At 71.0% G+C, this 23,268-nt stretch carries 20 protein-coding genes; 8 read left to right on the top strand and 12 right to left on the bottom strand.

The features are described 5' to 3' along the window. The first annotated feature begins 448 nt into the window (after positions 1-448). Positions 449-1,858 carry a Si-specific NAD(P)(+) transhydrogenase gene (gene sthA, locus MXD61_RS15420; protein ID WP_248813921.1) on the top strand — a complete coding sequence of 470 codons (1,410 nt, stop codon included), beginning with the start codon at positions 449-451 and terminating at the stop codon, positions 1,856-1,858. 73 nt (positions 1,859-1,931) lie between these two features. Here sthA and MXD61_RS15415 read toward each other — a convergent pair whose 3' ends face one another. Beyond that, entirely contained in the window at positions 1,932-3,026 is a 1,095-nt protein-coding gene (locus tag MXD61_RS15415) for a serine hydrolase (protein WP_374629004.1), read from the bottom strand. A gap of 348 nt (positions 3,027-3,374) precedes the next feature. On the opposite strand from MXD61_RS15415, the gene MXD61_RS15410 reads away from it, so the two are divergent. Beyond that, positions 3,375-4,397 (top strand): PfkB family carbohydrate kinase, encoded by a 1,023-nt coding sequence (locus tag MXD61_RS15410; protein WP_248813901.1) that lies wholly within the window; start codon positions 3,375-3,377, stop codon positions 4,395-4,397. Between the two features lie 44 nt (positions 4,398-4,441). Here the strand turns inward: MXD61_RS15410 and MXD61_RS15405 are convergent, their stop codons facing one another. After that, the gene (locus tag MXD61_RS15405; protein ID WP_248813899.1) at positions 4,442-4,999 is read right to left on the bottom strand and encodes an NUDIX hydrolase; all 558 of its coding nucleotides are present in this window, start codon (positions 4,997-4,999) and stop codon (positions 4,442-4,444) included. 511 nt (positions 5,000-5,510) lie between these two features. Between MXD61_RS15405 and MXD61_RS15400 the strand changes: the two genes are divergently transcribed. After that, the gene (locus tag MXD61_RS15400; RefSeq protein ID WP_248813898.1) at positions 5,511-6,098 is read left to right on the top strand and encodes a hypothetical protein; all 588 of its coding nucleotides are present in this window, start codon (positions 5,511-5,513) and stop codon (positions 6,096-6,098) included. A 13-nt stretch (positions 6,099-6,111) separates the two neighbouring features. Here MXD61_RS15400 and MXD61_RS15395 read toward each other — a convergent pair whose 3' ends face one another. Then, entirely contained in the window at positions 6,112-6,768 is a 657-nt protein-coding gene (locus MXD61_RS15395) for a nucleoside monophosphate kinase (protein WP_163550031.1), read from the bottom strand. Between the two features lie 431 nt (positions 6,769-7,199). Between MXD61_RS15395 and MXD61_RS15390 the strand changes: the two genes are divergently transcribed. Then, on the top strand, positions 7,200-8,708 hold the full coding sequence (locus MXD61_RS15390; protein WP_248813897.1) for a hypothetical protein: 1,509 nt from the start codon (positions 7,200-7,202) through the stop codon (positions 8,706-8,708). 151 nt (positions 8,709-8,859) lie between these two features. On the opposite strand, the gene MXD61_RS15385 is transcribed toward MXD61_RS15390, so the two are convergent. Further along, entirely contained in the window at positions 8,860-9,582 is a 723-nt protein-coding gene (locus MXD61_RS15385; protein ID WP_248813896.1) for a maleylpyruvate isomerase N-terminal domain-containing protein, read from the bottom strand. A gap of 40 nt (positions 9,583-9,622) precedes the next feature. Further along, positions 9,623-10,285 (bottom strand): hypothetical protein, encoded by a 663-nt coding sequence (locus MXD61_RS15380; RefSeq protein WP_248813895.1) that lies wholly within the window; start codon positions 10,283-10,285, stop codon positions 9,623-9,625. A 331-nt stretch (positions 10,286-10,616) separates the two neighbouring features. Between MXD61_RS15380 and MXD61_RS15375 the strand changes: the two genes are divergently transcribed. Then, positions 10,617-10,874, top strand: coding sequence for a hypothetical protein (locus tag MXD61_RS15375; RefSeq protein ID WP_163550028.1), 258 nt, complete (start codon positions 10,617-10,619; stop codon positions 10,872-10,874). A gap of 65 nt (positions 10,875-10,939) precedes the next feature. Beyond that, on the top strand, positions 10,940-11,761 hold the full coding sequence (locus tag MXD61_RS15370; protein ID WP_248813894.1) for an HAD-IIA family hydrolase: 822 nt from the start codon (positions 10,940-10,942) through the stop codon (positions 11,759-11,761). On the opposite strand, the gene msrA is transcribed toward MXD61_RS15370, so the two are convergent. The 3 genes from msrA to MXD61_RS15355 form a co-directional block, all read right to left on the bottom strand. Beyond that, positions 11,762-12,427, bottom strand: a complete 666-nt coding sequence (gene msrA / locus MXD61_RS15365; protein ID WP_163550026.1) for a peptide-methionine (S)-S-oxide reductase MsrA — start codon at positions 12,425-12,427, stop codon at positions 11,762-11,764. A 146-nt stretch (positions 12,428-12,573) separates the two neighbouring features. After that, positions 12,574-13,866: a PhoH family protein gene (locus MXD61_RS28500; RefSeq protein WP_248813892.1), complete on the bottom strand. Its 1,293-nt coding sequence runs from the start codon at positions 13,864-13,866 to the stop codon at positions 12,574-12,576. A gap of 1,124 nt (positions 13,867-14,990) precedes the next feature. Further along, positions 14,991-16,814, bottom strand: a complete 1,824-nt coding sequence (locus MXD61_RS15355) for a phosphoenolpyruvate carboxykinase (GTP) (protein ID WP_248813890.1) — start codon at positions 16,812-16,814, stop codon at positions 14,991-14,993. 363 nt (positions 16,815-17,177) lie between these two features. On the opposite strand from MXD61_RS15355, the gene MXD61_RS15350 reads away from it, so the two are divergent. Further along, positions 17,178-17,792, top strand: coding sequence for a hemolysin III family protein (locus MXD61_RS15350; protein WP_251080025.1), 615 nt, complete (start codon positions 17,178-17,180; stop codon positions 17,790-17,792). Here the strand turns inward: MXD61_RS15350 and MXD61_RS15345 are convergent. The 4 genes from MXD61_RS15345 to mca all read right to left on the bottom strand — a co-directional run bounded on the left by MXD61_RS15345 (position 17,789) and on the right by mca (position 22,039). Next, positions 17,789-18,382, bottom strand: coding sequence for a hypothetical protein (locus tag MXD61_RS15345; protein ID WP_248813888.1), 594 nt, complete (start codon positions 18,380-18,382; stop codon positions 17,789-17,791). The two genes, MXD61_RS15350 and MXD61_RS15345, sit on opposite strands and share 4 nt — an antisense overlap. Positions 18,383-18,481: 99 nt before the next feature. Then, positions 18,482-20,545, bottom strand: a complete 2,064-nt coding sequence (locus MXD61_RS15340; RefSeq protein WP_248813887.1) for a thioredoxin domain-containing protein — start codon at positions 20,543-20,545, stop codon at positions 18,482-18,484. Positions 20,546-20,685: 140 nt separating this feature from the next. Beyond that, positions 20,686-21,024: a hypothetical protein gene (locus MXD61_RS15335; protein ID WP_248813886.1), complete on the bottom strand. Its 339-nt coding sequence runs from the start codon at positions 21,022-21,024 to the stop codon at positions 20,686-20,688. A 121-nt stretch (positions 21,025-21,145) separates the two neighbouring features. Beyond that, the gene (gene mca / locus MXD61_RS15330) at positions 21,146-22,039 is read right to left on the bottom strand and encodes a mycothiol conjugate amidase Mca (RefSeq protein WP_248813885.1); all 894 of its coding nucleotides are present in this window, start codon (positions 22,037-22,039) and stop codon (positions 21,146-21,148) included. A 523-nt stretch (positions 22,040-22,562) separates the two neighbouring features. Here mca and greA point away from each other — a divergent pair. Continuing rightward, on the top strand, positions 22,563-23,045 hold the full coding sequence (greA, locus tag MXD61_RS15325) for a transcription elongation factor GreA (RefSeq protein ID WP_163547568.1): 483 nt from the start codon (positions 22,563-22,565) through the stop codon (positions 23,043-23,045). Positions 23,046-23,268: the final 223 nt, after the last annotated feature.

Genomic DNA, 23,268 nt, shown 5'->3' with positions numbered 1-23,268 from the left:
GGCCGTCGCGTCCCCTGGCCCGCCATCCCTCCCGTACGCCGGCCGGTGTGGCCCGGCGCCCGTCCCGACAGTGATGGCTGGCCTCGACGGCGGCGGGAGTCGTGGAAGACCCCCCAGACAGCCTCCACGACCCCCGCGACCTGTCTAACGAGACCGCCGGCCATCCGTTACGGGTCGCCGGCAGGAATTTTTGCGCGGTCGCGCGCGGCGGCGGCATCGCCCGAAGGGGCGGCTCGACTTCGCGAAGCGGGCGCCGAAAACCACCCATCCCGGGTATGACGGAGAGATCCGAATTGCCTACTTTATGTGATATCGCATGGCTGAAACGCCCCCGGGAAAGCATCCAGAAGAAATAAACGTAACAAGCCGGTGCAACATCGCTTCGAGCGGCGCCGCGGCAGATAGCCTCAGGTTCACCGGGAGCCGGAAAGAATGCGGGGAGGTGTCGGTGTTCGACTATGACGTCCTCGTCATCGGGTCCGGGCCCGGCGGGCAGAAGGCTGCGATCGCGGCAGCCAAGCTTGGCCGGCGCGTCGCGATCGTGGACAAGCGGGAGATGATCGGCGGGGTCAGTATCAACACTGGCACGATCCCGTCGAAGACCCTGCGTGAAGCTGTTATCTACCTCACGGGCATGTCGCAACGTGAGCTCTACGGTTCGAGCTATCGAGTCAAGGACGACATCACTGTCGGTGACCTGTCGGCCCGTACTCGACATGTCATCAGCCGCGAGATCGACGTCATCCGCAACCAGCTCAGCCGCAACCACGTCACCCTGCTGACGGGCCTGGCGAGCTTCATCGACCCGCACACGGTCAGCGTGCGGGCCGCGGGTGACATCGAGGACCGCCGCGTACACGCCGAGCGGATCATCATCGCCACCGGCACCAGGCCCGCGCGGCCGGACACGGTCGACTTCGACGGCCGCACGGTCGTCGACAGCGACCAGATCCTCGCGCTGGAGAAACTGCCACGGTCGATGGTCGTCGTCGGCGCGGGGGTGATCGGCATCGAGTACGCCTCGATGTTCGCCGCCCTCGGCTCGAAGGTCACGGTCGTCGAGCGGCGCGACCGCATGCTCGACTTCTGCGACGTCGAGATCGTCGAGGCGTTGAAGTACCAGCTGCGGGATCTCGCGGTGACGTTCCGGTTCCGCGAGTCGGTCGTCTCGGTGGAACGGCACAACGGCGGCACGCTCACCCTGCTCGAAAGCGGCAAGAAGCTTCCGGCGGACACGGTGATGTACTCCGCCGGGCGGCAGGGTCTCACCGACATTCTCAACCTGCCGGCGGCGGGCCTGTCCGCGGACAGCCGCGGGCGGATCAAGGTCGGCTCGGACTTCCGCACGGAAGTCGACCACATCTACGCGGTCGGTGACGTCATCGGCTTCCCGGCGCTGGCCGCGACGTCGATGGAACAGGGCCGCCTGGCCGCCTACGCCGCGTGCGGCGAGGATGTCAACGCCCTGCGTGCCGAGCTGATGCCGATCGGGATCTACACCATCCCGGAGATCTCCTACGTCGGGCGCACCGAGGACGAGCTGACCGAACAGGCCATCCCGTTCGAGGTCGGTATCGCCCGCTACCGGGAACTCGCCCGCGGCGCGATCCTCGGCGACTCCTACGGCATGCTGAAGCTGCTGGTCAGCCCGGAGGACCGGCGCCTGCTCGGCGTGCACGTGTTCGGTACGGGCGCCACCGAACTGGTCCACATCGGGCAGACCGTGATGGGCTGCGGCGGCACGATCGACTACCTCGTCGACAGCGTCTTCAACTACCCGACGCTGGCCGAGTCGTACAAGGTCGCCGCCCTCGACGCCATGAACAAGATGCGCGCCGTCGCCCGCTTCAGCGGCTGACGAACGCCTGGTCCGAGGTGGCGCGGTCAACAACCACGTCACCTCGGACGAGCGCGTCCCGCGGGACGCGGCCTCAGCCCGGCGTCGGTGAGACAGCCGCGGCGTTCCAGGCCAGGGCGGACAGTCCCTGCACGGTCGCGATGCCAGCGGCTCTGCTCGGGCCGTCCTTGGTGTAGACCGCCATCACGTAGTCCCGGCCGGCACCGTGGACGTGCGCCAGACTGGTGATCACCCAGCCGCCGTCGCCGCGTCGCAGCCAGCCGTTCTTCAGCTCCACCGCCACACCGGACGGCACCCCGCCGGTCAGACCCCAGCGCTGGCTGAGGATCACCGTGCGCAGCAGGCCGGCGATCACCTCACGTTGCCCGGCGAGCAGCACCCCCGGGTAGGCGACCGCCCGCAACACCGCGAGCTGGTCGGCCGCGGTCGTCCGGGTCAGCCCCCAGTGCCCCCCGGTATCGGCCTGGGTCGCGACCATGCCCAGCTGGGCGAAGAAGACACTCATCCCGGCGGCGGCACCGGCGTCGCGCCACAGGGCGTTGGCGGCGTCGTTGTCACTCACCGAGATCATCTTGCGGGCCAGGGTCCGCTGCCGGGCCGTGAGCGTGCCCGTCGGCCCGGCGTCGCGCACCAGCGCGGTCAGGATGTCGAGCTTCACCGAACTCGCCATCTCGTACCCGACCGCCGCCGGATCGGTCACCGCGACCGTCGTCCCCGCGACCGCGTCGAACACGGCCACGCTGACATGCCCTGGCCGCCCCGCCAGATACAACCGCACCAGCCCCTCAAGCCCCACCGAGCCCGGCACTGGAACCGCGGGCGATGGAGGCACCAGCGCTGGAAGCGCGGGGGCCGAACTCGTCGGTGTGGGAGTCAGCGGCCGCGCGGTCACCGGCACCGACCTGGCGGACCTGGCGGACCTGGCCTCGGCGACGGGCATGATCCGCGGTGCCGCCCCGGCCCGCAGGACGGCCGGCGCCACGGCCAGCGTCGGCGCGACACCCGCCGTCCCCACCACATCGCCGGATGGTGATCCCGCCGTCGCCGCCGACGTCCGCGTCGGGACGGTGGCCATCGCGGCACCCATCCGGTCGGTGCCCGTGGTGCCGCCTGATCCGCCCTCGGCGCCCGGACGGGGCGTCAGGCCGCCACACAGTCCGGTGGCCACCAAGGCCATTCCCGCGCCCCACCGGAGCGTCGACCGCTGCCACACAGAATCTGTGTAGCTATTTTGAACATCAATAAGAAGAGTACGGATCACCTTGGTTCCCAGCTTTTACCACGTCGACCAGAGAACCGTGAAGTAACACGGGCATGTTTCCGTCCCGATGTTCCGGATACCCACGAACGAGGGTGCCGGCGGCCGTCAGCAGCCTGCCGCATCGGCACTATCCGGCAGCGAAGGAAACGCACTCGGAGGCATGACCCCCGGGAATATCCCGCAGCGCGGGTGCCGTGGGACTCCGGCACGATCCGCTGCCGGAGTCAGCACCCGGCCGGCGCCGAGAATGGACGGGTGAGCGCACACCCACCGCCCCCGACCGACAGGCCGCCGCCCCTGGGGTTGTTCATCGGCCTGACCACGTTCGACACCGTCTATCAGGTGCGGCGACCACCGCACGCCGACGAGAAGATCGTGGCCGAACAGTTCATGACCGCCGCCGGCGGACCGGCGACCGGAGCCGCGGTGACCTTCGCGCACCTGGGTGGCCAGGCGGTTCTGTTGAGCGCCATCGGCACCGGCCCACTCGCCCAGGCCGTGCGGGCGGATCTCGCCGCGACCGGCGTCACCACGCTCGATCTTCGTCCGCACGCGGCCACCCTGCCCATCTCGGCCATCATGGTCAGCGCCTCGACCGGCCAGCGAGCGGTGGTCTCCGCCCACGGCCAGCCGCCGCCCGCACCACCGGACGCCACACCACCGGACCGCACACCACCGGACGGCATGCCACCGGAGGCGGCCATGGCGAGGGCCTGCGCCGAGGCGAGCGCCCTGCTCCCGCGGGCGTCCGTCGTCCTGCTGGATGGTCATCAGCCCGCGGCCGCACTCGAGATCCTGACCGCGCTGGCCGCCGTCCGGCCCAGGTCCGGGATCGAGCGCCGACCGCTGGTGATCCTCGACGCCGGCTCCTGGAAGCCCGGCACCGACCGGCTGCTCCCCCACCTCGACATCGTGATCAGCGGCGCCGCCTTCCGCCCACCGACCCGCACCGACAGCGGGGATGCGGTCACGCGGACGTTGCGGTATCTGCTGGCGCACGGGCCGTCGTTCGCGGCGGTCACCGCCGGCCCCGGTCCGATCCGCTGGGCGGACGCCACGGGTCACGGGACGGTCACGCCGCCCGCCGTCCACGCGGTGGACACCCTGGGCGCCGGCGATGTGCTGCACGGTGCCTTCGCCTGGGCGGTCGCCCAGGGCACCGGCGCCCGCCGTGCCGATCTGGTCGCCGCGCTCACCTCGGCGTCCGGGGTCGCCAGCAGGTCAGTCGGGAGCTTCGGCAGCAGGGCCTGGCTGGGCCCCGCGCCGACGTCCGACTGACCCCGGCCACCGTCGGGGACGGCCAGGCGGCCCCGACATCCGCCTCAGCGCACCAGGCGGGCCTCGCGTGACATCCGCACGAGTCTGGTGCCCAGCTGGCCAGGGATCGTGGCCGGGTCGACCCAGCGCACGGCGTGCGCGCGGGCGTCGGAGACGGCCAGGTCCCGATCCTCGACGTGGAACAGGTAGGTCACGTTGTAGTGGACGTGTTCGGGTTCGCCGAGCACGGGCACGGCCGGGGCGATCGTCGCGTCCACGTCGACGGGGACGATGCCGTCGGGGATCACCATGTTCGGGTCGACGCCGCCGCGGCGGGACGCCAGGCCCAGCGCGGCGCCCAGCAGAGACGCGTCGTCCACCTCCAGATGGCCGGTCGGCAACTGCCAGCCGGACGACGGCGCGTCGCGGACCTCCAGGACGCGCCAGTCCGGCGACACGATGGCGGCACGGCAGGTGACATGCGCAGGAGTGGTATCACGGGCGATGATCGACGGACCATGCAGCGCCAGGACGATGAGGGACCGGACGAGGTCCACGTCATCCGGGTTCGCCTCGACGTAGCCGAGGGCCACGCTGATGACCGCGTTGTTGGTGACCGTCACGTTCAGAGAGCGAGCTGAGACCGGGTGCCCGGAACAGGGCACCGACGTCCAGACGCGTCGCACCTCGAACTGTACATGCAACCTCACTTTACGTGTCGATGATGCTAATCTCACCGTAGGTACACGGCCAGGTCACAACCGTCACGGACATCATCGTCCCACCGCGCTCGACACACCGCCCGGCGCCCGCGAGGTCTCGCACGCCAGGAGCGCAGCCGAAGCAACCGTCAGAATGAGCGGTTACCCTGGCCCTATCATGGCTAAACCTAACTAGTACCGCAAATCCGAACTTTTGGTCCCCCTTGGGACGGCCACGCCGTCGTCCCTGGTCAGCGGCGTGACCAGGGACGACGGCGCCATCGGACGGGTGACCACGCCCAGGCCAGTGATCGTGACGTCCTGCCGACAGCCGTGGCCCTGGCACCCCCCGACCGGGCTAGGGTCTCGACGGCGGGCACCAGACCGGACACCGGCGCCCAGAACCGACCCGGATCTCCACGGAGGACGCAGCATGCCGGACACCCAGCAGGCACCGCCCGCGCACCCGGCCCGCCCGGCCCGCCCGGCGCGGGGCGCGGCCACCCGGGCGGGCACCATCGTCGCGGGCCTCGCCCTCGTCGGCCTGGCCGGGCTGACCAGCGCCTGCGGCCCGGACGGCTCCTCCGGCTCGGAGGCCACCACCACCCCGTCGGTCGGCGCGACACCCACGCTGCGACTGCCCTCGGGCCTGCCGACCTCGCTGCCCACCTCGGTCGGGGCCTCGGTTCCCGGGATCGGTCGCCTCGGTGCCGTCACCGGTGCGGACGCCCTGCGTGGCACCAACGTGCCAGCCGACTTCCCCGTCCCCCCGGGCGCGAAGGCCCGGGTCGGGACGACCACCGGCGACATGTCCACCGTGACCCTGACCGGAGTGGCCAGCGACTCGATGGTCACGTTCTACCGCGGCGCCCTGCCCGCCGCCGGCTACACCATCACCTCGGACGTCGGTCTCGGCGTCGCGCACTCGATCAGCTTCACCGGCCACGGCATCCGAGGCGGGCTGGGCAGCGTCGGGGCCGGCGGGGCGGGCGCCCTGGAACTCGTCTTCTCGAAGGCCTGAGCGCCGGGTCGCCTCAGACGGTGGCGGGGGCGAGTTCCGGAAGGTCGAAGTAGCCCCGGATCTCGCCCTGCACCGCCCGCGGCTCGCGGCGGGCGTCGACGACGGCGACGAACTCCTTGCGCTGGAAGATCTCCATCACCGGCTTGGTCTTCTCGTGGTAGTCCCGCAGCCGCACCGCGAGCGCCTGGGGGTTGTCGTCCGGGCGGCTGCGCAGCGCCGCGCCGCAGACATCGCAGGTGTCGGGAACGATCGGCCGACTGGCGATCAGGTTGTAGTCCAGACCGCAGCGGGAGCACAGCCGGCGGGCGAGCACCCGCCGGTAGACCTCCTCGTCGGGCAGGTCCAGGTAGATGACGCCGTCGATGTCGTAGCTCTCCAGGAAGAACTCGGCCTGCCGGGCGTTACGCGGGAAACCGTCGATGATGAAACCGTAGTTCCAGTCATGCTGGTCGAGCCGCGTGCGCACGACCGCCTCGACCAGGTCGTCGCCCACCAGCCGGCCGGCGGCGACCGTCCGCTTCACCTGGGCGCCGAGCTTCGTGTGGTTCGTGACATTCCAGCGGAACACGTCACCGACACTGATGTGGACCAGGTCGAAATCCCGCGCCAGCATCGTCGCCTGGGTTCCCTTACCGCTGCCCTGCACTCCCATGATGACGAACTTGCGCACGAATCCCGCTCCCGCTCCGTCTCGAGTCACCGGCCCACGGTGTGTCGGCCAACCCGTGGTTGTCCGGACGTTCTCCGCCGGTACCAGGTCCGTCCGACGACCGTATCCGGCAATCGACGGGCGACACCGGCACCGACCCTGGTCGGCTGGCGCGTGGGGAACACCACGTCCCGTCCGCGGGACGTCCGTCCCTTGCCAGCCAGGGCCACCCACACCGAACGGCCAGCCGGCGAGACCCGTCTCACGCCGTGGCACTGGCACCCCCGCGCCCGGCGCCGCCACCCGCGGTCACCCCACGCCGACCCGTTCGCCGTCCGCGCCATACCGCTGCCGGCCGGCGAGGGGGACCGAGGCAGGATGGAACCGGGACCGGTGGGGTGGGGACGGCCACGCGGGTGGCGAGCTCGCCGGCCCCGAGAGGGGAAAACGCGGTGTCGAGGGGAGTGCGGCGGGTACTCGCGGCGGTGGCGGCGGCCGCCACCATGACAGTGGGTCTCGTGGCCTGTAGTTCACACGACAGGACGGTCGATCCACCGGCCGAGATCGTGGTGAACCGCGGGCAGAGCTCGGCCACCCCCTTCCGCACCGCCGCCGACGGTGAGGTCCTGCTGGACGTGACCACCGCCGCGCCCGGCGTCTCCTGGGGCTCCCCTGGCAGCGAGTCGGCCGTGGTGTCGCTGTTCGTCGACAACACCTACGCCACCGACATCGTCATCCCCGCCTCGTTCCCCATCCGGCGCAGCCTCGCTCTCGGCCGGCTGGCCAGGGGCGAGCACACCCTGCGGGTCGCGTTCGCCGACGACCGCTCCGCCCAGGCCGCCACCTCGGCCCGCCTGACCAGCCTCACCTACCGCACCGTCGCCGCGCAGGACGCCTCCTACCAGGCCCTCGCCCACGCACCCGTCGTCTACGGTCGCACCGGCACCATGACTCCCGACGCCGCCGCGGCCACCCAGGGCAGCACCACCGGGGGCACCGGGGGCACCGCGGCCACCGGCACGGCCGCCGCCGGGGGAGCGTTCCAGAACGCTGTGGACGACACGCCGCTGCTCGCCTTCCACTCCGAGGCGCCGACCGCCGTCGCCGGGCACCGGCTGCTCACCTACTCGATGGTGTGGAGCAACGAGGACGGTGGCAGCACCACACCCGAACTCATGGCCCAGTGGGGTCGCACCACCGACATCGAGTGGATCTACCAGGTGGAGATCGACGCCACCGGCGCCGCGGTTCCCGGTAGCGCGCTCATCCAGGGTCCGGAGCACACCACGGTGCCGTTCACCGGACGCTACGAGGGCACCCATCCCGTGCTCGGCACCTGCACCTCGAACAACACCATGTGCCCGAACCCGGACGCCCGGATGCGCTTCGCGCTGTCCACCGCCGACACCCTCGACCCCGCCGCCGAGGCCCGCGAACGCGAGCTGGACGCGAACCCGTGGACCTACTGGGTGATGGCCCAGGAGGTGCAGCGCGAGGGCAAGGTCGACAACGACAAGACGCCGAACTCGACGACCAGGATCAGCGACCCGCGCAACTACGTGTATCTGATCCTTCGTAAGACGACGGTGGGCCCGCCGAACACCGACGACAACTGGGTCGGTGTGTCCGTGGGCGTGCGGCTCTCCGGCAGCGCCCAGACCTACCGCAGCGCCAAGGTGTATCCGATCTGGGCGCTGCGCCGCGATGGTCCGGCCGCGACCGCCATCGAGCTGCCCGCCGGCACCGTCGCCGAGGACATCGCCTCCATCGAGGCGACCCGCGTCGTCGGCGCCGGACGCGACCTCGGCGCCCGCGTCCAGGTCGAGTCGATCGAGCGGGCCTTCCTGCTCGGCCCGAACGGTCAGCCCCAGCAGTCGTTCCTGTTCACCCCGTCCAGGGCGACCCTCACCCCGGCCGCGCCCACCGCGGTCCTGTTCCGTCGTCCCACCGGCCCCTCCTGACGGCCTGAGCCACCCCGCGGCCGCCGGGGGCCACCCGAAGGTGCTACGGACGCGGTCACCGCGCCCGTAGCGGAGGCGGATAGCGCCGGGACCGGGGGGCATCCCCCGCGCGCCCGCGCACGGGGGCACGGGAGATGGCGTCCCGTGGTGCTCAGAGGCCGGTGCTGAGCTCGGCGAGCAGGCCGTGGTCGCCGAGCACGGCGAGGTCGGGATGGTCGAAGGGCACCCGGCCCCACAGGGCGAGCAGCACCGGTCCCGCGGGACCGCGCAGCGCCGCGTCGCCCCGGGCATGCTCGCGGTGGACCTCGAACACTCCGTCGGCCCACCGCACCAGCCACTCCCCGCCCGGCGCGGTGTCGGTGAGATGGACGTGCACGCTCGCCGCGTCCCGCGGGACGCGCGCCCGGGCGATCCCCGGCAGCAGGACGGTGAGCAGTTCGTCCACGCCGTCGGCGGCGACCGCGGCGGCGGGCAGCTGGGTCCGCCCGGTGGCGGTGTCGGCGTCCCATCGGTGCACGACGAGCTCATGGGCGAGCCGGCGCGACCAGAAACCGGCGACGGCCGGGGCACCGACGTGGTTCCAGGCGGGCAGATCCGGGTCGGTGTCCCGCAGGGCGGCCAGCACCTCGGTGAGGGCCTGCCAGCCGAAGGCGATCAGCTGCGCGTCCTCGGTCGGCGCGGGCGGGTTGCGCGGCGGCGGGTCGGTCGTCCCGCGCGGCACGGCGACACCGACCCCGTGCAGCAGGCGTGCCACATGGCGTAGCAGTCGGCGGGAACTCCAGCCCGGACAGGACGGGACCTCGGCGTCCAGGTTCGTCGACGTCGACCTCAGCAGCGCCGCGCCCTCGGTTTCGATGATCGCGAAGTAGTCCACCGCCCGAGTCTGGCAGCACCGCCCCCTCTGGCGCTTCGGCTCAGCGGGCCGGGAGCTGGCCGTTCGCCGGGATGATCTGCGCGGGCGCGCCGATCTGCGCGGCGAGCCGGGCCCAGTGGCCGTCGGCGGTGTTGAGCGCCTCGGTCGTGCGCGCCAACAGCACCGTGGGCGGGAGCGGGGTGCCGTCGAAGAGGTTCCCGCAGGTCGACACCGCCTGGGCGTAGGCCGCGGCGCCCGCGTTCCAGGTCTGCCCCGCCGTGCTGGTCACCGGCGGTGCGCCGGCGCCGGGAACGCCGTCGATGATCATACCCAGCCGCTGGCAGGCCGGCCTGAGCTCGAGGCCGTTGGCGGCCTGGATGTCCGCGCGGACCACGCCCACCGCCGTCACGACCTCGCCGCGCAGCTGCGCGGTGCCGGCGTACCAGGCGTCCAACTGGCCCTGATCGGTCGGCGACCGGGGCTGCGGTGGCTGCGCCGCGGCCTGCGACTGGCTGGCCGTGGCACCGGAACCGGCACCGGCGAGGGCGAGGGCGACGCGGGGCGGGCTCGGGGCACCGGCGGCGGCCTGCGGGTCACCGCCACCCACGACGAGGTAGACCGTGGTGACAGCGGCGACGCCGACGACGGCGAGGATCGCCAGCCCTCGGCGGCGTTCCGGCCCGGAGAGTTCCTCCCAGGTGCGGTACTGATGGCGGCGGCGCACGGATCCCCCCGTGGTGAGAAGTAACGACTGAACAGACGCGCGGCCCGGCGACGACGTTGCGCCGCCTGCCGTTGTGATCGCGCCCAGCCGCCGGCCACCCCGATCCGGGGGCTGCCCTCCCCCATCCGGGCCAGACCTGGCGGGTCTGGTCACGGCCCGGCCGAACGGGTGCCCACGCCTGCCCCGTCCGACCAGCTCACACTTTCCGGCCGGGCCGGCGGCCACACTCACGCGTATATCCGATGAACAACCTCAAAACTATCTCCCACGTCAAATACCAATTATTAAGCACAATGCGGACGAAAAGTCGCACTAAATGTGGGGGGAACGCATGATCGACGTGGCACCGGTCTGGTGGGAGTCCCCCGCGCTGCCGAACACGGCCGACGACACCTCGGCCGAAGCCTGGTCGGTGGTGGTGCTCGGCGGCTCCGGCGAGCGGATCCGGGGCGTCGTGGGGCCGTTTCGGGCCCCGGAACACGCCCACCGCTACGCCCGTGACGAGGGGCTGCGCCGCTGGCTCGTGGTCCCGGCGCTGTGCCTGACGATGCCGGCCGGCCAGGCGGCCGCGGGAGTCGCCGTGCTGTGAGCCACCGACCCCTTCGGACCGCCCGAGGCCGACGAACGGCCGACCACAGGGCAGAATCAGCGTCCATGTCGGAACGACGCATCGAGAACTATCTCATCGACATGGACGGCGTTCTCGTCCACGAGGAACATCCCATTCCCGGCGCCGACGCGTTCATCGCCGGCATTACCGCCGCGGGCCTGGGTTTTCTCGTACTGACGAACAACTCGATCTTCACCGCGCGGGATCTGTCGGCCCGGCTCGCCCGCTCGGGCCTGATCATCCCCGCCGAACGCATCTGGACGTCGGCGCTGGCCACAGCCCTGTTCCTGCACACCCAGCGGCCCGGCGGGTCCGCCTACGTCGTCGGCGAGGCGGGTCTGACCACCGCCCTGCACGAGGTCGGCTACGTTTTGAGCGACCGCTCGCCGGACTACGTCGTCCTCGGGGAGACCCGCACCTACAGCTTCGAGGCGATCACCCGGGCGATTCGGCTGGTCCGCGGCGGGGCCCGCTTCATCGCGACCAACCCCGACCCGACCGGGCCGTCCGTCGAGGGCCTGCTCCCGGCCACCGGCGCCGTCGCGGCGATGATCACCAAGGCGACCGGGATCACCCCGTACTTCGTCGGCAAACCCAACCCGCTGATGATGCGCAGCGCCCTGAACACCCTGTCCGCGCACAGCGAGACCACGGTCGTCATCGGCGACCGGATGGACACCGACGTCGTCGCCGGCCTCGAGGCCGGGATGGACACCGTCCTGGTGCTGTCCGGCATCACCGGCCGGGCCGACATCGAACGCTTCCCCTACCGCCCGACCGCGGTCGTCGACAGCGTCGCGAAGCTGCCCGTCGGCCGGGACGTCCGCACCATCGACGGTGCCCTCACCCCGGCCGACAAGGCCTGATCAGCCGCCGGTGGCCGCCACACCCACCGGACAGGAGACCCCGGTGCCACCGAGACCGCAGTAGCCGTGCGGGTTCTTGGCATCGGAGAGGTACTGCTGGTGGTACTCCTCGGCGTAGTAGAACGTGCCGGCCGGGGCGAGCTCGGTGGTGATCGCGCCGAACCCGGCCGCGGCGAGGACCTCGGCGAAGGCGTCCCGGCTGGCGGCGGCGGTCCTCGCCTGCGCGTCGGAGGTGGTGTGGATCGCCGAGCGGTACTGGGTGCCGACGTCGTTGCCCTGACGCATGCCCTGGGTCGGGTCGTGGCCCTCCCAGAACACCTTGAGCAGCTGCTCGTAGGTGACCTTCGCCGGGTCGAACACGACGAGCACGGCCTCGGTGTGCCCGGTCAGCCCGGAGCAGGTCTCCTCGTAGGTGGGGTTCGGCGTCGACCCGCCGGCGTAGCCGACGGCCGTCGTGTACACGCCGGGCACCCGCCAGAACATCCGCTCGGCGCCCCAGAAGCAGCCCAGCCCGAACACGGCCGTCTCCAGACCGGCGGGGAACGGACCGGTGATCGACGTGCCGAGCACCGTGTGCGGCACGTCACCGACGAGGATGGGACTGTCCCGCCCGGGCAGCGCCTGCTCCGGGGTGGGAAGAGCGGTCTTGTGGCGACCGAAGATCATGCGGTGACACCTCCCATGAAGGTCACCTGTGACAACCACTCGCCCGGCCCGAACGTTCCCGCGGTCCGGTGTCCCGCGGGACGTCGGCGTTGGGACGCACGACGTCCCGCGGGACGGCAGGACCGTCGGGCTACAGGACCGTCGGGCTACAGGACCAGATCCTCGAGCATCGTCGTCACCAGCGCGGCGATCGGCGACCGCTCGGACCGCGTCAGCGTGACGTGGGCGAACAGCGGGTGACCCTTGAGCGTCTCGATGACCGAGGCGACACCGTCATGCCGGCCGACCCGCAGGTTGTCCCGCTGGGCCACGTCGTGGGTGAGCACCACCCGCGAGCCCTGCCCCAGCCGGGACAGCACGGTGAGCAGCACCCCACGTTCCAGCGACTGCGCCTCGTCCACGATCACGAACGCGTCGTGCAGGGAGCGACCCCGGATGTGGGTCAGCGGCAGCACCTCGAGCATGCCCCGGTCGACGATCTCCTCGATCACCTCCGGGGAGACCAGCGCCCCGAGCGTGTCGAACACCGCCTGCGCCCACGGGGCCATCTTCTCGTTCTCGCTGCCGGGCAGGTAGCCGAGTTCCTGCCCACCCACCGCGTACAGCGGACGGAAGACGACGACCTTGCGGTGCGCCCGCCGTTCCATCACCGCCTCGAGCCCCGCGCACAGCGCCAGCGCCGACTTGCCGGTGCCGGCCCGGCCACCGAGCGAGACGATCCCGACGTCCGGGTCGAGCAGCAGGTCGAGGGCCACCCGCTGCTCGGCGGAGCGACCGTGCAGGCCGAAGGCGTCCCGATCACCACGGACCAGGCGGACCTGCTTGTCCGCGGTGACCCGGGCGAGCGCCGAGGCGCTGCCCCCCGAGGTGGTGAGCACCAGCCCGGTGTGACACGGCAGATCGGCCGCGGCCAGGATCTCGGTGTACTCCCGGGAGTAGAGCCGGTCGAGGTCCTCCTGGTCGACAATGAGCTCCGCCATCCCGGAGAATCCGGTGTCCACCGGCGACAGGGCCTGGTACTCCTCTGCCGGCAGGCCCAGGACCGAGGCCTTCACCCGCAGCGGAAGGTCCTTGGTGACCAGCACGACCTCGTGGCCCTCGGCGGCCAGGTTCATGGCCACACAGAGGATCCGCGAGTCGTTCGTGTCGACCCGGAACCCCGGTGGAAGCACGGCAGCATCGGTGTGGTTGAGTTCCACCCAAAGCGTTCCCCCGTCCGCCAGTGGGATGGGCTGGTCGAGGCGACCATGCCGGATGCGCAGGTCGTCCAGGAGACGCAGGGCCTCCCGGGCGAACCAGCCCAGTTCCGGATGGTTACGCTTCCCCTCCAGCTCACCTATGACGACGAGGGGGAGCACGACATTGTGCTCCGCGAACCGCAGCAGCGCGCCCGGATCAGAAAGCAGCACGCTTGTGTCGACGACATGCGTTCGTGGCACACGCCCACCCGCTTACTCGGAGGTAGTCCGGGACCAGCCCCAACAGGGACCGGGCACCGGCCTCCTGGTGTAGTCGCACCTGCGGCACCGAGGGGCCTCCCGAGAGGTCCGGCACTATGCCGGACCTCGGCTTAGACGCTAGGGGTCTCACGGTAGCCGCCGCCTCGGACGATGGCGACCCACTTTCCGCAACACGTTGCGTTAAGAACTGGAAACGTTTTACCCACCCGCCCACTCACCGCAGCCCCGCGGGTGCGACCGTGCACGGATCATGACGGCCAGCGCTGACCGCGCCGCCTCGGCCCGCCCCGCCCGCGCACCGGGCCCCGCGGGACGCAGCCATCGCCACGCCACGTCCCGCCGGACGCGACCATCGCCGCACCTCGTCCCGGCCGGACGCCAGCCACCCGTCGCCCGCCACCGCGGGACAGCACCCCCATGATCCCGTGACCCCAGCGCCGCCCCCGGCCACCGCTGGCACCGATCGGCCGAGCCGCGCCGGATCGGGCCCCGCACCACCCACACCACCCACACCACCAAGCCCCAGCCGATGACGACCGCGTCTCGCGAGACGACGTATTCCTGGCATCCAGGACGAAGGTAAGGCGAACCTGAGAACATCGTTCACTGGAAGGCGCACGTCCGGGCAGGGCCAACCACGGGCATCAGGAAGGCCACGCGAGCGGCCCGCGGGAGCGGCGGACGGTCCCGGAAGCGACGGACGAGCGGACGCTCCGGTCGGGCCGTCCGACTCCCCGACAAGGGAAACCTGTATGGAACACTCGGAACGCGCGGCAACCTGCGGCCGGTGGCGGCGACAACGGCGATTTCCGCTGACCGGGCGCGCTTTCGCATCAAGTTTCCACGATGTCTGCCGGGCGACCTGACATCCGACGGAAATCAGTTAGAAGATCGAGAGATTTCTCGGGTTCGCGTCTTCATCCGGACGTGTTGCTTTGCACATACGCGGCGGCTCCGCCGCACCCCGAGAATCGCGCACGCGGACGGCGGGACGCCGGCGAGGCAATCACCGGGCCATCCGAGACCGATCACACATGGTGACCACGAACGCGGCCCGGGCCGGGAGGGTGCGTGTCCGCGCGCGATCGGGGCGCGCGGGGAGATCAGCCGTTCAGGCGCTTGACCAGGGCCTCGTGCTCAGCCCAGAGGGCGGCCGGCAGCCGGTCACCGAACGACTGGTAGTGCTCGGGGATCAGGCTTGCCTCCTGCTTCCAGACGTCGATGTCCAGCGTGAGCAGGGTGTCGAGGTCTGCATCGGAGATGTCGAGGCCCTCGGTGGGCAGCGCCTCGCGGGTCGGCTGCACACCGAGAGGGGTCTCCACGCCGTCGGCGTGGCCCTCGAGCCGGCCGACGATCCAGGCCAGGACGCGGCTGTTGTCACCGAAGCCGGGCCACAGGAAGGAGCCCTCGGGGCTCTTGCGGAACCAGTTGACGTAGTAGATCTTCGGCAGCTTCTCCGGGTCGGCCTTCTGACCGACCTCGAGCCAGTGGGCGAAGTAGTCGGCCATGTTGTAGCCGCAGAACGGCAACATGGCGAACGGGTCACGACGCAGCTTGCCGATCGCGCCGGCCTGGGCGGCGGTCGTCTCGGAGGCGACGATCGAGCCGAAGAACACGCCACGCCGCCAGTCGGGGGCCTCGGTGACCAGCGGAACCGCGGTCGCCCGGCGGCCGCCGAACAGGATCGCCGAGATCGGCACGCCCCGCGGGTCCTGCCACTCGTCGGCGATGGTCGGGCACTGGCCGGCGGGGACGGTGAAGCGGGCGTTCGGGTGGGCGGCGGGGTCGGTCGACTCCGGCGTCCAGTCCCGGCCCTTCCAGTCGATCAGGTGCGCCGGCGGCTCCTTGGTCAGACCCTCCCACCACACGTCGCCGTCGTCGGTGCGGGCGACGTTGGTGAACACGGTGTTGCCCCACAGCGTCGTGATCGCGTTGGGGTTGGTCTGCTCACCGGTGCCGGGGGCGACGCCGAAGAAGCCCGCCTCGGGGTTGGCGGCGTAGAGCCGGCCGTCCTCGCCGAACCGCATCCAGGCGATGTCGTCACCGACAGTCTCCGCCTTCCACCCGGGAAGGGTGGGGATGAGCATGGCGAGATTGGTCTTGCCACAGGCCGACGGGAATGCCGCCGCAATGTAGTGGACCTTGCCCGCGGGCGAGGTGAGTTTCAGAATCAGCATGTGCTCGGCGAGCCAGCCCTCATCCCGCGCCATGACCGACGCGATACGCAGGGCGTAGCACTTCTTGCCGAGCAGGGCGTTACCGCCGTAACCCGATCCATAGGACCAGATCTCACGCGTTTCCGGGAAATGGCTGATGTACTTGGTCGTGTTGCACGGCCACGGCACATCGGCCTCATCGGGGGCGAGCGGCGCGCCCAGTGAATGAACCGCCGGGACGAAGAAACCATCTTCGCCGAGCTGTTCCAGGGCGGGTGCACCCATACGCGTCATCGTACGCATCGAGATGACGACGTACGGCGAGTCGGTGATTTCGACTCCGAGCGCGGAGATATGCGAACCGAGCGGCCCCATGCAGAACGGGACGACATACAGCGTGCGACCCCGCATGGAGCCGGTGAACAGGCCGCGGAGCTTCGCCCGCATCTCGGCCGGTTCCATCCAGTTGTTCGTCGGACCGGCCGCGTCGGCCGTCTCGGAACAGATGTAGGTCCGGTCCTCGACCCGCGCCACGTCATTGGGGTCGGACGCGGCGTAAAAGCTGTTGGGACGCTTGTCGTCGCTGAGCCTGGAGAGCGTCCCCTTCTCGATCAGGAGGCTGGTCAGACGATCGAACTCGGCATCCGAGCCGTCGCACCACTCAACCCGATCCGGCTGGGTGAGTTCGGCGATCTCGCGCACCCAGGCGACCAGCCTGGCGTGCTTCGTAGGGGCTTCATCAAGCCCCGGAATCTGTGCCGCGGTCGTCACAGCTCACACCTCCGGTCGAGTCGAAACCTGCCACGTTCTCGCCCTGTAAGGGTGTGCCCACTTCAGCCCTTGAACTTACTCGTCAACGAGCCGACAAAAAGCGCCATACAGGGTGCCGCGAGGCCGCGTTCAGGATCATTAGACTCTACCGCGCGTTCCGCCCGCAGTCGCGCGATAGCGAGCGGACAGAAGGGTCGGATCCATCACGCAGCGGTACGGACGTAGCGGCGCGCGGCGACTCCGCCTCGTGGCTGCCGTAAGCCGCGGGTTATCGTCCTGCACGTGGCTTCCCTCACGCAGCAGCCTTCCGTGGCTCCGCAGGCGGACCGCTCAACCCACCCACGTGACCTGGTGCGACCACGCATGCGGGGATGGCTACATGCCGGCGCATTCCCTGTCTCCCTTGCGCTGGGCCTCCTTGCCGTCGCCCTGGCCACCACGCTCCGTGCTCGACTCGGCATCGCAGTTTATGCACTGAGCATTGCCGCACTGTTCGGCACCAGCGCGCTCTACCACCGCACGATGTGGTCGACGTCACGTGCCCGCGCGCGGATGAAACGCCTCGACCATTCAATGATCTTTGTATTCATTGCGGGCACCTACACCCCATTTGCCCTTATTGCCATGCCGGCGTCGACGGCACGGATCGTGCTGGCCGTGGTGTGGAGCGGCGCCGCGCTGGGCGTGACGATGCGGATGCTGTGGCTGCACTCGCCGCGCTATCTGATCGTGCCGCTCTACATCGCGCTCGGCTGGGTGGCCGTCTTCGTCATCCCCCAGCTCGCCCACCGCGCCGGAATCGCGTCCATGGTGCTGCTGCTGGTCGGCGGGGTCTGCTACAGCCTTGGCGCCGTCGTCTACGCCACCCGTCGACCCAACCCCGCCCCCGCGACCTTCGGCTACCACGAGGTGTTCCACGCGTTCACGCTCGTGGCCGCGCTGTGCCACTACCTCGCGTTGATGTTCGCCATCTTCTAGTCACGCCCCGGCTGGCGACCCGGGCCCTCGGCGCGGATCTTCTCGACGTGTTCCATCGCGTCACGCAGCTGCCGCAGCCAGGTGTCGGCGTTGTCCCCGACCAGCCGGACGCACCAGGCCAGCGCCTCGCTGCGGCTACGGGCCACACCCGAGTCGACCAGGGTGTCGAGCACCTGGCGCTCCGGCTGGCGCAACCGGGTCATCACCGGCACGGACAGCACGGTGAACAGCTCGCTGGCCTGGCCGCTGGTCGCCCCCCAGGCCACCTTGCGCCCGTACCGTCGCTCGGCCTCGCCGGCGATCACGACCCGCTCGTCCCGGGTGCTCTCGCGAAACCGCCGAATCCGGCCGGCACCCGCCTCGCCCGGTGCGCTCGTCCCGGACCCGCCCGCTGAGCCGGACCCGTCAGCTGACCCGGCCGCGAGCTCGCCGACGACGGTGATCTCGTCCCGGTCGACGACGACCTCCGGGGGGCCGGTGAACCAGTCCGCGGGGACGCGGGCGGCGAACCAGTCCGACGCGTCCTGCCCGGGCCGGCCGTCGAGACGGTCCCCCGATCTGCCGTACACCCGACCACGCGCACCGGACATGTCGCGTCTCCTCGTCGTCCCCCGATCGGATCCCCCACGCACGGGCCGACCTTCGAGGATTACACGCTTACCCGGAAAGCAAGGAAAGCCCGTCGGCCCTCAGGTGGCGACCTTCACGCCCAGTTCCCGGCGCACCTCGTCCACGGTGTGCACCGGCAGTCCGCACACGAAGTCACGGCACACGTACACACCGGGTGCGGTCCGGCCGGCCAGCAGCGGACCGCTGGTCACCACGACCGCCCCGGGAGCGGTGCCGAGCCGGGCCACCCGCTCCAGCGCGGGGCTGTCCACCACCGCCACCTCGGCCGGCCCCGCCAGCATCGCCTCGGCGACCGCCCCGGCCCAGCCGGCGAACCGGGCGTCACGGGAGAGCAACGGGACGAAACGGGTCAGCGTCCGTTCGGCGGCCTCCCGGTGTGGCGTGGAACCGGTCAGCGCGGCGTGGGTCAGCAGCGCGCCGGCCACCGCCGCCTGACCGGACGGGGTCGCCGAGTCCGAGTCGTCCCGCGGCCGGCGCAGCAGGACCTCCGCGTCGTCGGCGGTGTCGAAGAAGCCGCCGTCCGGCGCGGCGAAGTGGGTGCGGACGACCTCGAGCAGCCGCCCGGCAAGGTCCAGCCACTGTGGGTCGCCGGTCACCTGATGCAGGGTGAGCAGCCCCTCGGCGACGTCGCCGTAGTCCTCCAGCACACCGACGTTCGATCCGACCCGACCGTCGCGGCTGGTGCGTCGCAGCCGTCCGTCCACCAGATGCACATCGCGCAGCAGTTCGGCGGCGCGGCAGGCGGCCCGCACCCACCGCGGCTCGGCGAACAGGGCACCGGCCTCGGCGAGGGCCGCGATCGCCAGCCCGTTCCACGCCGCGACCACCTTGTCGTCGCGTGCCGGCTGCGGGCGGGTCGCCCGGGCAGCGGCGAGCACCGTCCGGATTCGGGCGAAACGTTCCTGGTCCGCGCGCTCCACCGGATCGACCGGCAGCCGCAGGACGGACGTCCCGTGCTCGAAGGTTCCGTCCTCGGTGACCCCGAGGATCTCGGCGGCGAACGCCGCGTCCGCCTCGCCGAGCACCGCGCGCAGCCCCGCCGGCGTCCAGGCGTAGCTGGCCCCTTCCTGCGCCAGAGCCGGATGCCCTGCGGCCTCATCACCAGCGGGTACGGCATCACCAGCGGGTACGGCGTCGGCGTCCAGCGCGGAGGCGAAGCCTCCCTGATCGGTCAGCAGGTCGGCGAGCAGGAAGGTGGCGGTCTCGGTGACCACGCGCCGGGCGAGCGGGGATTCGGTGGCCCGCCACAGGTGCAGGTAGACCCGCAGCAGCTGGGCGTTGTCGTAGAGCATCTTCTCGAAATGCGGGACGGTCCAGGTCGCGTCGACGCTGTAGCGGGCGAAGCCACCGGCCAGCTGGTCGTAGATGCCGCCCCGGGCCATCCGCTCGCAGGTGACCGACACCATCTCGAGGCTGCGCGGATCGCCGGTGCGCGCATGATGGCGCAGCAGCATCTCGGCCACCATGGCCGGCGGGAACTTCGGCGCCCCGCCGAACCCGCCGTGGCGTGCGTCGAACCGGGCCGACAGCCCGGCCACCGCGCTGTCCAGCAGGTGCGCGGTCACCCCTGGCGACTCGGCGAACGCGTCGGGTATGCCCGCGGCGGCGATGATCGTGCCGTCGGCCGCCTCGGCGATCCGGCGGGCGATGTCGGCGCCCGATTCCTCCAGCTCCGCGCGCCGGACCCGCCAGGCGTCCGCGACCGCCGCCATCACCTGGCGAAACGAACCCATTCCCGGTCGGGGTTTGGGCGGAAAGTAGGTGCCGGCGAAGAAGGGTTCGGCCGTCGGGGTGAGGAACACCGTCATCGGCCAGCCGCCGTGGCCGGTGAGGGCGACCGTGACGTCCATGTAGACCGCGTCGACGTCGGGTCGTTCCTCCCGGTCGACCTTGATGTTGACGAAGTTGTCGTTCATGTAGGCGGCGGTGTCCGCGTCCTCGAACGACTCGTGCGCCATGACATGACACCAGTGGCACGCGGCGTAGCCGATGGACAGCAGTACGGGAACGCCCCGCTCCTTCGCCTCGGCGAAGGCCTCCGGGCACCACGGCCACCAGTCGACCGGGTTGTCGGCGTGCTGCAGCAGGTACGGAGATGTCTGTTCCGCAAGCTTGTTCCGCACCGGGCGACTCCTCGCGATCCACGTGTTGTCAGCCTGCGCCACCGGACGGCCAGGAACGCTGATGATCAGAAACGCTGACGGCCAGGGGGCGCCGACGGCCGGAGAAGACCCGAGGGCCGGGAACCCCGAGGGCCAGGATGTCAGTGCCCGGCGGGCGGACCAGGCTGGCTGGGCAGCGCGGCCGGGCCCTCACCACTGGTGACGACCTCACCGTCGATCACGGGCGCCCGCCCCCGCATGATCGGTGAGCGTCGACGCAGGGCCTGGCGGGGATCGACGGTGTCATCGGCGGCCCGCTCCGAATCGACACCGCGGAACGCACCACTGGCCACGTTCGCCCGCATCCGCCGCAGGCTGCGCGACAACATGACGAACAGACCCACGGACACCGCGAGCAGAACCACGACGACGAGCAGCCCGAGACCGCCGGCGTTGCGCTCCTGCGCGGCCAGCACGGAACCGGCGAAGATGTGTTTCACGCCTCACGTCCTCACAGCACGCGACTTCACGCCAACAACAGCAGGGCATCCGCGTCCGACCTTACGCCGCCGCTGGCGCGCCCTGACCGGTTCGGCGGCCCGGGCAGGGCCGCCGAACCGGTCAGATTCCGTTGAAGAGGTCGTCCTCGGGTAGCTGCCCGACCTCGATCAGCGAACGGGCCAGCTGGTAGTCCTCCGTCGGCCAGGCCTCACGCTGGATGCCCATCGGGATGCGGAACCACCAGCCGGTCGGGTCGATCTGGGTGGCGTGGGCGATCAGGGCCCGGTCGCGGGTCTCGAACCAGTCGGCGCAGGGCACCCGGGTGGTCAGCCGTCCGGCGTCCTCGGCACGGTCGACCCATTCCGAGAGGCGCTCGCCGTAGGGGGACTCCAGGCCTCGGGCGAGCATCGTCTCGTGCAGCGCGAGGATGCGTTCCTTGTGGAAGGACAGGTGGTAGTAGAGCTTCAACGGCTGCCAGGCGTCGAGGCCCGCCTCGGTGCCGACCTCGGGGTAGCGCGCCGGATCACCGGCCGCCTCGAAGGCCTCGACGCTGATGCGGTGGGTCATGATGTGATCGGGATGGGGGTAGCCGCCGGCCTCGTCGTAGGTCGTGATGACCTGCGGCCGAAAGGTGCGGATCAGCCGGACCAGCGGGCGGGACGCCTCCACCAGGTCGATGGTGGCGAAGCGCCCGGGCGGCAGGGGCGGCGGCGGGTCACCTTCGGGCAGACCGGAGTCCCGGAAGCCCAGCCATTCCTGCCGGACGCCAAGGATGCGCCGGGCGTTGTCCATCTCCTCGCGACGGATCTCGGCGATCCGTTCGGCGACTCCCGGCGTGTCCATCGCCGGATTGAGGATGCTGCCTTCCTCTCCCCCCGTACAGGTGACGACCAGGACGTCAACGCCCTCGCTCACGTAACGCGCCATAGTCGCCGCGCCCTTGCTGGACTCGTCATCGGGATGTGCGTGGATGGCCATGAGACGCAGGCCATGCCGCTCGTCGACCGCAGCCATGCGACCATTGTGCTTGACGAACCGCGGTATCCGGCGATCTGGCAGCAGGTACCGTGCCCGTACCTCGACAGCACCGCGGGCGCATCACACCGCCGCGGGCGCATCAGTGGTCACCACGGCGTTCGACAGGGTGGTCGGCGGAGCGGAAACCTCCAGGGTCCGTCCGACGTTTGATCTGGAAGAGTCACCCAACGCCGTGGCACAATACACCGTCCGCACACGCGGCGGCGGGTGCGGCACGTCGCCGGCCGGCGCACCGACAGTGGCGTCGGTCTGGCCTCGGCGCGGGCGGGCTCGGCGGTTCTGGCGGCGGCGGCCGTGGCCGTGCCGCCAGTGGCAGTACCGCCAGTGGCGGTACTCGTGATCAGCGGCCCGCTCCGGGGCTCCCCGGGCGGGTGTTCGTGCTGGTCCGGAGGCCGCCGCCGGCCCAGGCAAGCCGCGGCGGGCAGCGGGCTCACCCTGAGTTCCTTGATCGATGTTGCTACCATGACCCTTTTGATGTTCACCGAGGAGCGTGACCCGCGTGACGCAGCAGACTTGGCTCACCCAGGAGGCCTACGACCGGCTCCGCTCCGAGCTCGACTACCTGACCGGCCCCTGGCGCACCGAGATCGCCGCCAAGATCGAGGCCGCCCGGGAGGAGGGTGACCTGCGCGAGAACGGTGGGTACCACGCGGCGAAGGAGGAGCAGGGCAAGCAGGAGGCCCGGATCCGCCAGCTCGCCGATCTGCTGCGCGATGCCCAGGTCGGCGAGGCGCCGGCGGTCAGCGGCCAGGCCGGGCCGGGCACCATCGTCGAGGTCAGGTTCCCGGGCGAGCGGGAGACCGAGAAGTTCCTCATCGGGTCACGCGAGGATCACAGCACCGCGATCGACGTCTTCTCCCCCGCATCACCCCTTGGTGGTGCCGTCACCGGACGCAAGGCGGGCGAGACGGTGAGCTACACGCTGCCCAGCGGCCGCTCGGCCAAGGTCGAGATCGTCTCGGTCGTGCCGTACGCCAGCTGAGCCGCGCCCGTGCCCCGGTGACCGGGCGGGCGGTTGCTCCGATAGTCCGACCGGCGCGGCCAACACGGCGACAGTCGCAGGTCGCGGGCCGTGGGGGGGGGGGGGGGGGGGGGGGGCGCGCGGCGGGGGGGGGGGGGGGGCCGGGTGGGGAGGGCCGGTGGGAGACGGTCACACCGTCGCAGTTCCCGCATGAGCGGGAGGCGCTGGAGCAGGTCAGGGCGCT

Source organism: Frankia sp. AgPm24 (assembly GCF_023243055.1).
In the GTDB taxonomy this organism is placed as follows: domain Bacteria; phylum Actinomycetota; class Actinomycetes; order Frankiales; family Frankiaceae; genus Frankia; species Frankia umida.
The sequence above is the reverse complement of the archived record's forward strand: the minus strand, read 5'-3'. Positions and strand labels throughout refer to the sequence as shown.